The sequence below is a fragment of the Sulfurospirillum sp. 1612 genome, assembly GCF_036556685.1.
GTDB lineage: Bacteria > Campylobacterota > Campylobacteria > Campylobacterales > Sulfurospirillaceae > JAADIZ01.
Genome location: NZ_CP140614.1, coordinates 817,941 through 832,254, shown reverse-complemented (window position 1 = coordinate 832,254; position 14,314 = coordinate 817,941). Strand labels below are relative to the sequence as shown.

Below are 14,314 nucleotides of genomic sequence, written 5' to 3'. Positions count from 1 at the left end.
CTTTGAGACAAATTTTGTGCTTTGCGGGTTGTTAATCCTGCCCTAATGTTATATCCTCGATAATCAATACGCGCACGCTCACTTGAGATTGTTTCCCTGGCGATGGATTATTTTCAAAAAGCCACCACACTGGCACAAGGTAGAGACGCTCACTCTACCTTGTATGCCATGCTTATTTAACCAATGCTAATTCTATTTTATTGCCATTTTGTTTTAGAATCTTCACTTTAACAGCCTGCTCAATTTCCAAATAATCACTCACTCGCTCTACGCGGTGGTCTGCAATTTTAGAGACATGAAGCAATCCATCAATACCACCAGGCAATTCGACAAAAGCACCAAAATCTACGATTCTTTTCACGACACCATCTACCACTTCATCTTGTACAAATTTTGGAACCGGTTTGCTGTCTCTGTGACTGCCACCTCTTCTGTTATCACGTCCCCGTGAATCTCTACCACGTGAAGGTTGATTGACGATACCAACAATATGTTCTTTTGCCGCTTCTACTTTTTCTTTATTATCACCGGCAATTTTTACCTCACCCTTATCACGGTCTAAGTCTATAGAAACTTCGAATTTTTCAATAATTTCTCGTATGGTTTTACCTGCTTGCCCAATGACATCAACAATTTTTGAAGGATCAATGCTAAAAAGCTCTAATTTTGGTAAAATAGAATTATTGACTTTAATCTCTTCATCTGCTTTTTCCATAATAGAGAGGATATGATTACGTCCCTCTTTGGCTTGATACAACGCTTCTTTTAGTGTATCTCTTGAGATGCCACCTAGTTTTATATCCATCTGCAAAGCAGTAATACCATCACGGGTTCCTGCTACTTTAAAGTCCATATCGCCATCATGATCTTCAAGTCCCATGATATCAGTCAAAATAGCATGTTTGTCATCTTCAAATACCACACCCATCGCAATACCTGCTACCAATTTATGAACATTCACTCCCGCAGCTTTAAGCGCCAAAGAACCGCCACAAATCGTTGCTTGCGATGATGAGCCGTTGGATTCTAAGATTTCAGATACCAATCGAATCGTTTGAACACGATCAACATCTAAAGTCGGCTCCAATGCACGTCTGGCCAAATTTCCATGTCCTAGTTCGCGTCTGCCTGGGGATCGAAGTGGTGTCGCTTCGCCAACTGAAAATCCCGGAAAATTGTAATTGACCATAAAGTTATCCACTTGATTTCCCTTTTTAGTCAATAATTCGTACATTTGTCCATCTTTATCTCCACCTAGGGTAATGGAGACGAGAGCTTGTGTCTGGCCCCTTGTAAAAAGGCAAGAGCCATGAACACTTGGCAAGATATTGGTTTCAATTGAAATCGGTCTTACTTCAGTCAGTGTTCTACCATCTGCTCGTACGCCATCTTCGATAATCATCTTACGTACAATTTTTCTCTTATAGTCATTCATCACATTTTTGACGACTTCTTCACTCCACTCTTCTTTGATAGCAGTATCATCTGTCATGATTTTTTTGATAATCGTTTTGAGTTCACTTGCACGTTCACTTTTTGCCATCTTTGCAATGGCATCTTTGACCTCTTCTTTATAAAATTCATCGATATAAATAGCAATAGAATCGTCCATAAGGTCTTGTTTGTATTCAAGAACCGCATCTTCTTTTTTAATTGGGGAAAAGGCTTCTTCATAAGCATGAGCAGCAGCACTAATCGCCTCTTGTGCTTTATCTATGGCTTCGAGTATCTCCTCTTCGGTTGCTTCATTTATCTTTTGAACCGGTAGCATATTTTCACTCAAAGTGGGGTCAATCATCGGATCAATTGTCATCATAGGCAGGGTATTATTATCCATGCTCGCATTGGCTTTCATCTCGATCATTAAGAGCTCTTCCTTGGTTCCAGCTACATATAAATCAAGTGTCGAGTTTGACAGTTCCGTATTGGTAGGGTTGACGACTAATTCACCATCGATTCTTCCTATTCTAACGCCACTGACAGACTTGTTAACAGGAATATCAGAGACATATATCGCAGCACTTGCGGCATTGAGAGCGGCAACTTGAAGATCGACTTCAGGATCACAACTCAAAACAAACACGGTTAATTGTGTTGGGTAAGCATATCCATCAGGAAATAGTGGTCTTAAACTTCGATCAATAATGCGAGAAGTTAGGGTTTCAAAATCACTTGGCTTGGTTTCTCTTTTCATAAAGCCACCAGGAAATTTTCCTGATGCATAAGTTTTTTCTATGTATTGTACCGTTAGTGGGACAAAATTTTCATCCACTTGTTTATCATCTCTTGAGATAGCCGCTAATATGACTGTATTTTTAATCTTTAACATGACAGAGCCTGCTGCCTGTTTTGCAACTTTTCCTATATCATAAATCTCGGTTTGGTTGTTGACTTCGATCTTATATTCCATCGTTTCTCCTGTTATTTTAGAAAGGCACAATGCCTTTAATTATTTTTTAAGACTTTATTATATCGTTTTGTTTTAGTATTTGGCTAAAAATTGGGATTTTCAACGCAAAAAATTAAAATTTAAATTGTGAAGCATACTGCTCCTGTGGAAATTGTTTGTTTATCTCCTCTTGTGTAAATGAAAATTTGAAATTTTCCATATATTCTTTGAGAATATTATAGGCTTGATTGATTTGTATCATTTTCTCTTCATCACCTCCAGCATCGGGGTGATTGATTCTAGCCAACTCTTTGTAACGTGTTTTTAACTCTCCCATATCAATAAAAGGAGGCAAATCCATCACATCCAACGCATCTTGAATCAATTCAAATGTCTTGGTTTCTATCATGTTAATTGGTCGTTGAGAGACTATCCTCTTTCACAATTTGATAATCAACACTACCAATTGGATAGAGATTAAACAAGAAATAGATTCCCTGTTTGTTAACAGAACTGCTCGAAGAACTGCTTAACTGTGGCGTGATATTTTGACTGTATATGATAGAAAAATCCCAACATTTTTTCTTTTTCTTGAAGCCTATCTTCCAAGTTTTGAAAAATTCATCTTTAAAATCATAATCGATAGAGCCAAAAAAAGTATAATTTCGATAAAAATTTGTACTCACTGAAAGCGAGACAAAGTTTGTATTGGTATATACGCGATCGATATAAGTACGGCTCACGCTGTGCTCATACGTATAGGTCAAACTTGCTTGATATGTTTCACCATCATAGTTAAAGGCATTTTGGATTTTTGAGAAACGTGAAAACTCATGAGAATAATAAATCGTATTGGTAAAATTAATCTTTTTGGAGAAGAAAAATTTTAGATTATTTTCCAAATCTCCATATTTATAGCCATAATCATTGAAAAAGTACTGTTGTTTTACAGTATGGCTAACTTTTTTTTCACCCTGAGAATTATAAAAAAACTCTGCCAAATTAAAAGTCAAACTTTTCTCTTCTGTGTCCACAGGAATAAAATCAGCAAAATAGCCATTTTTTTCTTCTTTGCTCGGTACAATGAAATCTAAATCCAAATAGAGCGTGTGGTAGAAGTTATCATACGGTTTTGAAAGGTCAGTATAGAGTGAAAATTTGTGATAATTTCTATAATACTCTCCGTATCGTGTTGGTGTTGCGGCATTGGTATAATCCACATGTGTCAGATAAATATTCTCAGAAATTGAAAATTTTAGATAATCATCTAAAAGTGAAAAATAAAATGTCAGAGGAGCATTTAATTCATATTGCGTTGCATTCACCCCTGAAATACGCTCATAATTTTTCATTTTAGCATCTAGTGAATAGAGGAGATTATTAAAAAATAGTGGCGTTGAAAACCGGTGGTATTGCAAAGCGGGCAACTCTTGCAAGGTATCATTATTTGAAGTTTTACTCGTATCAATATAATATTTTGCATAAAGTCCATAATAGTTCAAATCTTGTTTGTAGTAATAATTAAAGGTTGATGTTACAAGGTTGTCATAAGAAGCATCATTATACGATTTTGTATTTAAGTAGTCGATATCATTTAAATATTGAAAATCAACATACAGCCCATCTTCACTGTTATTACTTTTTTTATTGCTAAATAACTGGCTTCGATCATAATATAACTCTAGCCCGTAATGTTCTTGATTGACAAGGTCATGTTCTGTCTTGTAAGTATCATCTTCTTGAAAAATACCCGCTCCTACTTTCAAGGTAGAATATGGGGAATCTACATATCGTAGCACACTATGCACGCCCTTACCTCTGGATGTGCGGATTTGCGGGTCGACTTCCACATCATAATTGGCCTGTGGCGCAAAATAGATGGGTTGCATATAAAATAATCCCTCAGAACTACCAAATCCAAGCTTGGGTCTCAAAAGTCCCGTACGCCTTGTCTTATCAGTGGAAAATGAAAAATATGGTAAATAGAGCAAGGGGACATCTCCCGCATAAAAAACGGCATTATAGATACTCAAAAAACTATTTTTACGATTGAGTTCGCCTGATGTAAAATCAATTTTCCAATCTGGATTTTGAACATTACAACTCGATACAATTGATTTTTGGGTCAAGAAATATTCAGGACTCGACGTCGCACTCTCACAACTCAACCAAATATTTGAGGCGTCATTGAAAAAAAAGAGTGGCTGGAATGACCCCATATCCGTATTGAGATTGAGCGATGCTTGACCGCTTTTGGCAGAAAATTCAAGACCTTCAAGGACGGTAATATCACCATAGAGCTGCAAATCTCCTGTTTGTTGATTATAATCGGCTTTGTCTGCTGTAATGAGATATTTTTGAGAGTACAATACAACATTGCCCTCTGCATGAATATTATAACCGACTTTTTTGACATTTTTTGCTAAAACTTCGACGTTTTGTGTCTGCGCAATACCAAATGTCAAAAAAACAGATAAGAGAAATAAAACCCTAATAAACATTAACAACCAATGTCTTTGCTATCTTGTCATGCCACGTTTCTCGCTTCGGATTTGCAAATGCCCACAAGAAACCAATATAAAAGAAACTCTCACTAATAATTCGCACAATGGCTCGATTTAGTGCACTTAAAAGATTTGGATTTTCTATATCTACTGTGGAGATGACTCTGATTTTTGAGAGAATTTTCCCAGGGGTTGCCCCATAATACCAGACAAAGAAAGTCTGATAAATAATTTTGAGAGACACCACATAAATAAACATGCTATTAATCAAAGTAATAATTTGTTCATACGTGGCATCAGGAGGAATAATCCCCATATAAATAATCACAAAAATAACGGAGATCAAAATCTCATCAATCGTATAAGCCCACAATCTCTTTTTAATTGATGCTAGCGTAATATTTTCACGCTCAAATGTTTCTATTATCTGATCGTCATTCATGAATGTAACGCCTGATATGCAATATCTTGTCGGAATTGTTTCCCTGCAAAATGGACTTGTCCACAGAGTAAATATGCTTTATCTCGTGCTTCTTTAATACTCTCACCGACGCCAATACAAAGTAGCACGCGCCCACCAGTAGCATAGAGTTTGTCATCTTCACGGCTAACACCCGCATAAGCGACATACGTATCTTCAAGTTCATCATGCACCGATTGGTCTACAATAATCTCAGCCGGAATGGCACTTTTATACGGATAGTGTTGGCTTGCAATCACCACACCCACGGCAAATTTGTCACTGAATTCTAGGTCTAGATTTTGTAAATTACCGCTTGCTGCTTTATAAAACAACTCACTTGCAGGGGTCTTCAAAAGTGGCATTAATACTTCACACTCTGGGTCACCAAAACGCACATTGTATTCTAAGACTATCGGCTCACCATTGACAATCATCAATCCGATAAACAAAACACCTTCAAAAGGACAACCCTCTTCTCGCATGCCTTTTAAAGTCGGAACAATAACACGCTCCTCTACTTTTTGATAAATCGTCTCATTCACAAGTGGTGTTGGCGCATAAGCACCCATACCACCGGTATTTGGACCCTTATCCGCATCTAATAATCTTTTATGGTCTTGTGCTGCTGGGAGCACTTTATAATTGACGCCATCACATATCGCAAATATAGATAATTCATAACCATCTAAAAATTCTTCTACGACGATAGATTTTCCGGCATCTCCAAAACTTTCTCCACGTAACATCGCTTTGGCGGCTGCTTTGGCTTCATCTTTGCTTTGCGCAATAATCACCCCTTTGCCAGCACATAAACCATCGGCTTTCACCACAATGGGCTCTTGCAGTTGGTCTATGAATTTTTCAGCCTCATGATACTCTTGTGTTTCAATATACTTTGCTGTTGGGATATTATATTTTGAGAGGAAATTTTTCATATAAACTTTGGAGCCTTCTAATCTAGATGCGGCCTTGGATGAACCAAATATCAATAAATCTCTAGCTTTAAATACATCAACAATACCGCCGACCAAAGGAGCCTCTGGCCCGACTATCGTCAAATCAATCTTGTGTTCTTGTGCAAAATCGGCTAGGGCTTCATAATCTGTAATATTTATATTGGTAGCGAAATTAGAAGTAGCACCATTTCCGGGTGCAAAATAAATGTTATCAACAGCATCATCTTTTTTTAGCGACAGTCCTATCGCATACTCTCTCCCACCGCTTCCTACTATCAATATATCCATAAAATCAATCTCCAAATAATAAAAAAGCAGTAGGCACAAAAGAGTGACTACTGCTTAACCCAAGCGGCCGTTCGTTTACTCTTTGGCCCTATTAAGCCAACGATGTAGAACTAATTTTATCTTTAGGCTGCAGATTCTAACTTCAAAGAAGCTCAAACAAAAATGCAGACACACCAATAAAACACCCGTCCCACAGATAACAATATGTTGGACCCTCATAAAAAACGGTGTCGTACCACTCAGGCAGTTAAAATTATAGGCAATTTTTGCTTAAATATCAAATAGTTTTTGCTAAATCAACACAACTTTGTATCGTCTGCTCTTTAGCAAGATGGATATCAATATGAGAAGGCAATGCTGATGCGGTTACTGAGCCGATTGCGATTGCTTTATAGCTGGCATCCCATGTGAAATTTTTTATAAAACATTGGTAGGTTGAAGGAGAGGTAAAAATGATGATTGAATCGCGAGGAGGTTGTTGCTCTTTGTTGTGGCTTTGGCACACGGTTTCATAGACAACTTTTTCATCTAAATCGACATGATGCGTTTTCAAAATGGTACTCAAGTCAGATAAGACTTTTTTCGCTCGTAAAAATAGGACTCTTTTATTTTTGAGCTGATCTTTAATCTCTTCTGCAAACGCGTTTCCATAAGAACTCTTGGCCGTAAGAATCGGATGGGCATGGTGTTTTTCAATTTCGCGTGATGTCCCTGTTCCTATAGAATAAATCTCTTTGTGAATCCAGCTTTGATTGATGCGCTGGATTGCTTTTACTGCGTTTTTAGAGGTAAAAATCACACTATCATAATCATCAAGATCAATCTCTTCTTGCAAAAAGTTGATCTTGATCATCGGTAAATTTATGACCCCTTCAAAAGGCTCATGATTGAGAAGATAAATATCCCGCAATCGTTATTCCCATTCTATTGTGGCTGGGGGCTTGGATGAGATATCATAAACCACACGATTGATTCCATCCACTTCATTGATGATGCGACTGCTCATCCGCTCTAGTAGCTCATGAGGTAGTCTGGCAAAAGTCGCGGTCATCCCATCCACACTTTCGACAATTCTCACACATACGGTATTATCATACGTTCTATTATCACCCATAACACCGACACTCTTCACATTTAGCAGCACAGTAAAGGCTTGCCATGTTCTGTCATAATAGCCACTAGATCGTAGCTCATCTAACATAATCACATCCGCACTTCTTAAGATTTCTAAATCTTCTTGGTTGACTTCGCCCATGATGCGTATCGCTAATCCTGGTCCAGGGAACGGATGTCTTGAAATCATCTCTTTGGGAATGCCAAGTTCCAATCCTAGAGCACGTACCTCATCTTTAAATAATTCTCGTAATGGTTCAATCAATTCAAATTTCATCCAATCAGGTAAACCACCGACATTATGATGCGATTTGATTGTCTTACTCGGTCCTTTAACAGAGACCGATTCAATAACATCAGGATAGAGTGTCCCTTGTGCAAGATATTTGATATTATCATGTTTTTTCGCTTCATTAGCAAAAATTTCTATAAAGGTGTGTCCTATTATCTTGCGCTTTTCTTCAGGGTCTACAACCCCTTTGAGTCTTGTCAAATAGGTTTCGGTTGCATCAATTGTAATCAAAGGAATATTAAGCTTGGTTTTAAACATATCTTCCACATCTTTACGCTCATTAGCACGCAACAATCCTGTATCTACGAAAATCGCCACCAATTTATCTCCAATGGCTTCATTTAGTAACGCGGCGACAACAGAGCTATCCACACCGCCACTCACCGCACACAAGACTTTACCATCTTTGACGGTATTTTGGATTTTTTGAATCTCCTCTTTTGCAAATGAGCCCATATTCCATGTGGTTTCACATCCACAAATATATTTGGCAAAATTTCTCAAAATCGTACCACCACAAGTCGAATGTGATACTTCAGGGTGAAATTGCAAAGCGTAGATTTTTTTCTCTTCATTCGCTACTGCAGCAAAAGGGGAATTTTGGCTGTGAGCAATTTTGACAAAACCCTCAGGCAATGATTCTGCCTTATCAGCATGAGACATCCATACAATCTGATTATCATCTGTGCCATTAAAAATAGGATTGATTTTGCCATCCACGGTATCAAATGCAATCTCTGCTTTACCATACTCATGATGCAATGCTGGCACTACTTTTCCACCAAAGTGATCAATCACCAATTGCATTCCATAACAAATACTCAAAATCGGCAACCCTAAATCAAAGATTTTAGTATCGGCTTTATACGCATTTTCATCATAGATTGAGGCAGGACCACCCGAGAGAATCAACCCTTGTGGATTCTTTTTCTTAATATTTTCAATGGGTTCATTGTAAGGAAGAATTTCACAATAGACTTTTTCTTCTCGCATTCTTCGTGCGATGAGTTGCGTATATTGAGATCCAAAATCCAAAACTATTATAGGGACGTGCTTCATAGTGTCCGCTCCTTGCTTTTTAAAACCTTGTGCTTATCTCTTTTCATTATTTTCCTTTAAAATCAAAATTGTTTTAACACTTCAAATTGTATGTACCATATCACAATCGATACAATATAGCCAATGAGTATCGTCCATGCATATTTCATATGTGCCGTAAAGGTATAAATACCTCTTAATTTTCCCATAACACCAACACCAGCAGCAGAACCGAAACTAATCAAACTACCACCAATACCAGCTGTCATCGTTACTAATAACCATTGATCCATTCCCATATCTGGGTTAGATTTCAACACCGCACTCATGACCGGTACATTATCTACAACAGCGGACAAAAAGCCCACACCGATGTTGACCGCATCTGGTCCTACGATACCATACAATTTGGCGGCCAAATCCAAAAAGCCCAAAAAGTGCAATCCGCCAACCGCGGCTAAAATACCAACAAAAAATAGCAAAGTATCGTGTTCAATTTTACTAATAGATTGGAAAATATTCAACTCAATATGATTGCGTTTTTTTAGTTTATAAGAATAAAGTTTTAAAAGAGAGAGACCAAATATCATACCCCACATAGCCGGCAAATGGAAAAACTGATGCGCCAACACCGCAGAAGTGATCGTCAAGATTCCCAGAATCATCACGACTTTTCCACCATCATAAATCAACTCTTTGTGCTCTGTCGTTGGATCAAAGTGTGGTTTATCTTTTGGCACAAAAAGGGAGAGTAACCAAGCGGTCAATAGCCACCCAAAAAATGCAGGAACAAAAAGATAGAAGAAATCAACAAAACCCGCTTTTTCAGCAGTCCAAGCCATCAAAGTAGTAATATCACCAAAAGGACTCCACGCACCCCCGGCATTTGCAGCCACGACGATATTGATAGCACCCGGAACCAAAAATTCTCGTCGTTCCTTTTCGATTGTAATCAATACCGTTGAGAGGATTAATGCTGTCGTCAAGTTGTCAGCAATAGGACTAATAAAAAATGCTAAAATACCCGTCAACCAAAAAAGCTTCTTATAAGAGTACCCTTTTGAAACCAAACTATATTTTAATGCATTAAAAACATTTCTGTTGATTAATGTTTCAATATACGTCATCGCTACCATTAGGAAGAAAAAGATTTCTGCAATTTCCAAAATTAATTTATCGACTTCATGAGCCAATGGTGCTTCATCCATACCATGGAGAGAAAAATACAATCCTATCAACATAAAAATCAATGTACCTATAAAAAGTGCCGGTTTTGCTTTGTTGATATGATATTTCTCTTCGGCAGCAATAATATAATACCCCACTACGAAAATAATCAAAGATAAAATCCCCACCCAAGAAGTGGTCAGATTTTCTCCGCCACTAGCAAATGCATTTAATGCAAATGCCAATAATAACCCCCATGCCTTCATATTTAATCTCTCCTTATAAGATAGTGTGCACCAAGAGATTTTTCTCTCTTTAGCGCACTTTTTATAATCTCTCTTGAGCTTAGTAATCTTAGTCTCAAAAGTTTTCCGGTTGGTAATTCTAGCATATCTTCTACGCTTTGTCGTGCTTTTTCTAAATTTTCTTTCTCACGAATAATACCGACATTATCCCACATCAAATTTCTTAATCTATTTTTTAGCTCTTTATCTCCACGTTTGATCAAGCTTGGTTCACATTCATCAAAGAGTACCGCAGGTTTGTCATCATCTCTTTTTTCGCAGATATCATGAGCCACGCGTCTTGAAAAGACAAACCCTTCTAAAAGAGAATTACTGGCCAATCGATTCGCCCCATGAACTCGGGTATTGGCTGATTCTCCGACTACATACAGACACGCCATACCATCAACACGCCCCATCAAGTCGCATTTGATTCCCCCCATAGCATAATGAAATGCCGGAGATATGGGAATCAAATCTTTTGGAAGATTATAGCCCATCCCTTTCATATTGAAGTAAATACTAGGAAAGCGTTTCATAAAAAATTCATCTTCAAAATGACTCACATCTAAAAATATTTTTTTATCCACACGCTTTTGATAATCAAAAATCGCTTGAGAGACAATATTTCTAGGACTGAGTTCCCCTCGTGCATCATAATCGAACAAGAATCGTTTGCCTTTGCTGTCGACAACTTTTGCTCCCTCTCCTCGAAGTGATTCGCTCAATAGTTGTTTTCGTACGGCATTGCTTTGCACAAAAACGGTCGGGTGAAATTGCATCATCTCCATATCTCTAAGAGCAATACCATGGCTCAAGCAAATTCCTTGCATATCGGCACTGATGGTTCTTGCGTTAGTATGATACTCATAGAGTGATCCCACCCCGCCACTAGCAATCACAACGTGTTTGGCATAAATATTAAAAATTTCATTATGATGAAAGACACGTACCCCATAACAGACACCATCTTCGATGAGTAAATCACTCACTTGTGTATTATAAAGAATGGGAAATTTTAATTGATTCATCAAATGCAAATGGATATAGCGTCCTGTGGCATCGCCACCGGCATGCAAAATTCGGTTGCGTGAATGTGCGGCTTCTTTTGTGTATAAAAGATTTCCAGACGCATCGCGATCAAATTCAAAACCACTGCGCATAAAATCAGCAATAGCATCACGTCCCTCATGACACAAAATCTCAACAGCCTCTTTATCACAAAGTCCCGCTCCGGCATTGAGGGTGTCTTCTATGTGTGAGGGAATATCATCCTCATCAACAGCAACAGCCACACCACCTTGCGCATAAAAGGTGTTGCATTCCCACGCATAATCTTTCGATATCACCAGGACATCTAAATCATCATCTAAGTGATTGGCTGTATTTAATCCCGCAACTCCCGTACCAATAATCAATACATCATAATGTTGTTTTAAGGCACTCATTGCGAGACTTTTGTGCTTTGGTCTTGACTTTGATAACTCGGTGGACCTTTATATCCACAACCTGTAAAACTAAAGAAAAGTGATGCTATAATTAGAGCATGAAAAAAGCAAATTATATAATTTCTCATTTAAAAAACAGACCTTATTTAAAAAAATTACAGCATGCTGATTGTTACAACATGTTGCTCTCTTTATTACCAAAGAGTATCAGTAGTCACACAAGATTTATGTATCAGAAGAATGATACGCTTTTTTTTGTGCTCACACACCCCGGTATAAAAATGGAATTTAATTATAAGAGTAATTTGATAAAGAGTATATTAAAAAAGCTCATCGAGCTCAATCCGAACTGCATATTTATCAATTCAAGCAAGATTCGTGCTTTCGTTAGCAATAAAGGTCCCCTCACAAAACCCAATGTGTCACAAACCAAAGTACTCCGATATAAAGAACGGTCCAATGCCACTTTTGCTAATCACTCCTCCAACAAAGAGCTACAATCTTTGTTTGAAGAAATTCGTAACACTATCAAAGAAAAAAATAGATCATGAGCTTGAGGGAACAATTAAAAACACTACCACAAAGTAGTGGGGTGTATCAATATTTTGATGAGGATGGTCATCTTCTCTATGTAGGCAAGGCAAAAAATCTCAAAAATCGAGTCAAAAGTTATTTTCGTTCGCTCTCAGATGTTGCTCCTGCTCGTAATCTCAGTGCGAGAATCACCAAAATGATTCATGAAGCCAAAGAGCTCAAATATATTTTGGTAGAGAATGAACACGATGCACTGATTTTAGAAAATTCTCTAATCAAGCAACTCAAACCCAAATACAATATTTTGCTCAGAGATGATAAAACCTACCCTTACATTTCTATTGATTTAGATGAAGCTTTTCCAAGATTTGAAATTACCCGTAAAATTATCAAGAAAAAAAATGTTAAATATTTTGGTCCTTTTTCTAGCGCATCGCGCGAAATTATGGAATCCCTTTATCTTCTCTTTAATTTGGTACAAAAAAAGGGGTGCCTAAAATCAAAAAAAGCATGTCTTTTCTATCAAATGCAACGCTGTCATGCCCCCTGTGAGGGTAAAATCTCAGCACAAGAATATGCAACAATCGTCCAAGAGGCCATCAGTGCACTGAAAAATAGAAAAAAAATGTTAGCATTACTCGAAAAACAGATGCAAAAAGCCGTCTCTTTAGAGCATTTTGAAGAAGCAGCAAGAATACGCGATATGATTCAAGCCATACGACACACAACCCAAATCACTCAAGTAGATCTCGCAAGATTGGAAGATTTTGATATTTTTTATGTTCATGAAGAGGCCGGTCATGCCATCATCATCAAGATGTTTATACGTGAGGGGAAAATTATATCAACCGATCACACTCTTCTTAAAAATTCAACTGGTTTTGATAAAGATGAGCTTTATAAACGCGCAATATTACAGTTTTACGGACAAGATGCGCCTTTATTGTGTTCTCAAATTTTGGTTGGTCATGATTTCAAAGAAAAAGAGACGCTTGAAGAGTATTTGATGAATCTTTTTGGTAAAAAAATCAAAATCACAACACCAAAAAGAGGAGAAAAAACCAAGCTCATTGCCATCTCTCAAAAAAATGCACACTATCTCTTGGGTCTGGAAAAGAAGAAAAAAGACCCGGCCAAAGAGATACAAGAATTGTTTGATTTAAAGCGTACCCCCTATCGCATTGAAGTTTTTGACAACTCCCATATGGGAGGTGTTGCCACTGTAGGGGGCATGATTGTTTGGGAAGGCAAATTTGACAAATCAAGTTATCGCAAATATAACTTAAATGAAACCAGTGAATATGCGCAAATGCGCGAACTTCTAACACGGCGTATTCAGGACTTTAAAAGTAACCCCATGCCCGATCTCTGGCTTTTAGATGGCGGTATGACATTATTGAAGCTCGCCATGTCTCTCTTAGAAGACCATCATATCATGCTCGAAGTCCTAGCGATATCAAAAGAAAAGCACGATGCCAAGTCTAACCGTTCCAAAGGGCGTGCCAAAGATATCTTACATTGTTCTCAATACAGCCTCTCTTTGCCGACACAAGACCAAAGATTACAATTTTTACAACGCTTAAGAGATGAGGCGCACCGCTTTGCCATCTCCTTTCATCAAAAGAAAAAACGAAGTCTTGATCTCAACGACCCGCTTCAATCAATCGAAGGAGTAGGACCGGCTACCATCAAAAAGTTGTTATCCTATTTTGGCACTTATGATCACATTTATAAAGCCTCGTTAGAAGAGTTAAAGAGCCTTATTAACGCAAATTTAGCGAAAAAAATTCATACCTTTTGTAATTCTTAAGACTTTTTATAATATTATATGACTTTAA

Annotated in this window: 11 protein-coding genes; 2 read left to right on the top strand and 9 right to left on the bottom strand. The window is 37.7% G+C overall.

The annotated features are described in order from the left end of the window. Positions 1-172 precede the first annotated feature (172 nt). From SFB89_RS04160 to nadB, 9 genes are all read right to left on the bottom strand, one after another. The gene (locus SFB89_RS04160) at positions 173-2,410 is read right to left on the bottom strand and encodes a polyribonucleotide nucleotidyltransferase (protein WP_331775687.1); all 2,238 of its coding nucleotides are present in this window, start codon (positions 2,408-2,410) and stop codon (positions 173-175) included. A gap of 112 nt (positions 2,411-2,522) precedes the next feature. Beyond that, a complete protein-coding gene (locus SFB89_RS04155; protein WP_331775686.1) occupies positions 2,523-2,798 on the bottom strand; it encodes a J domain-containing protein in 276 nt (91 codons plus the stop codon). A gap of 1 nt (position 2,799) precedes the next feature. Continuing rightward, a complete protein-coding gene (locus tag SFB89_RS04150; RefSeq protein WP_331775685.1) occupies positions 2,800-4,890 on the bottom strand; it encodes an LPS-assembly protein LptD in 2,091 nt (696 codons plus the stop codon). Next, the gene (locus tag SFB89_RS04145; protein WP_331775684.1) at positions 4,880-5,335 is read right to left on the bottom strand and encodes an RDD family protein; all 456 of its coding nucleotides are present in this window, start codon (positions 5,333-5,335) and stop codon (positions 4,880-4,882) included. Before SFB89_RS04145 ends, SFB89_RS04150 begins: the two co-directional genes overlap by 11 nt. Next, positions 5,332-6,600 carry a phosphoribosylamine--glycine ligase gene (gene purD, locus SFB89_RS04140; protein WP_331775683.1) on the bottom strand — a complete coding sequence of 423 codons (1,269 nt, stop codon included), beginning with the start codon at positions 6,598-6,600 and terminating at the stop codon, positions 5,332-5,334. The genes SFB89_RS04145 and purD overlap by 4 nt, the downstream gene beginning before the upstream one ends. Positions 6,601-6,877: 277 nt before the next feature. Further along, positions 6,878-7,510: a uroporphyrinogen-III synthase gene (locus SFB89_RS04135; protein ID WP_331775682.1), complete on the bottom strand. Its 633-nt coding sequence runs from the start codon at positions 7,508-7,510 to the stop codon at positions 6,878-6,880. A 3-nt stretch (positions 7,511-7,513) separates the two neighbouring features. Then, positions 7,514-9,064, bottom strand: a complete 1,551-nt coding sequence (gene guaA / locus SFB89_RS04130) for a glutamine-hydrolyzing GMP synthase (protein WP_331775681.1) — start codon at positions 9,062-9,064, stop codon at positions 7,514-7,516. A gap of 62 nt (positions 9,065-9,126) precedes the next feature. After that, positions 9,127-10,476 (bottom strand): sodium:proton antiporter NhaD, encoded by a 1,350-nt coding sequence (nhaD, locus tag SFB89_RS04125; protein ID WP_331775680.1) that lies wholly within the window; start codon positions 10,474-10,476, stop codon positions 9,127-9,129. A gap of 2 nt (positions 10,477-10,478) precedes the next feature. Then, positions 10,479-11,942: an L-aspartate oxidase gene (nadB, locus tag SFB89_RS04120; protein ID WP_331775679.1), complete on the bottom strand. Its 1,464-nt coding sequence runs from the start codon at positions 11,940-11,942 to the stop codon at positions 10,479-10,481. A 305-nt stretch (positions 11,943-12,247) separates the two neighbouring features. Between nadB and SFB89_RS04115 the strand changes: the two genes are divergently transcribed. Together SFB89_RS04115 and uvrC are read left to right on the top strand one after the other, a co-directional pair. Continuing rightward, entirely contained in the window at positions 12,248-12,493 is a 246-nt protein-coding gene (locus tag SFB89_RS04115) for a hypothetical protein (RefSeq protein ID WP_331775678.1), read from the top strand. Next, on the top strand, positions 12,490-14,286 hold the full coding sequence (gene uvrC / locus SFB89_RS04110; RefSeq protein ID WP_331775677.1) for an excinuclease ABC subunit UvrC: 1,797 nt from the start codon (positions 12,490-12,492) through the stop codon (positions 14,284-14,286). Before SFB89_RS04115 ends, uvrC begins: the two co-directional genes overlap by 4 nt. Positions 14,287-14,314 lie beyond the last annotated feature (28 nt).

Coding starts and splice junctions, on each gene's coding strand:
- nhaD (WP_331775680.1), bottom strand. CDS start 10,476: ATGAAGGCATGGGGGTTATTATTGGCATTTGCATTAAATGCATTTGCT.
- SFB89_RS04145 (WP_331775684.1), bottom strand. CDS start 5,335: ATGAATGACGATCAGATAATAGAAACATTTGAGCGTGAAAATATTACG.
- SFB89_RS04150 (WP_331775685.1), bottom strand. CDS start 4,890: ATGTTTATTAGGGTTTTATTTCTCTTATCTGTTTTTTTGACATTTGGT.
- SFB89_RS04155 (WP_331775686.1), bottom strand. CDS start 2,798: ATGATAGAAACCAAGACATTTGAATTGATTCAAGATGCGTTGGATGTG.
- nadB (WP_331775679.1), bottom strand. CDS start 11,942: ATGAGTGCCTTAAAACAACATTATGATGTATTGATTATTGGTACGGGA.
- purD (WP_331775683.1), bottom strand. CDS start 6,600: ATGGATATATTGATAGTAGGAAGCGGTGGGAGAGAGTATGCGATAGGA.
- SFB89_RS04160 (WP_331775687.1), bottom strand. CDS start 2,410: ATGGAATATAAGATCGAAGTCAACAACCAAACCGAGATTTATGATATA.
- uvrC (WP_331775677.1), top strand. CDS start 12,490: ATGAGCTTGAGGGAACAATTAAAAACACTACCACAAAGTAGTGGGGTG.
- guaA (WP_331775681.1), bottom strand. CDS start 9,064: ATGAAGCACGTCCCTATAATAGTTTTGGATTTTGGATCTCAATATACG.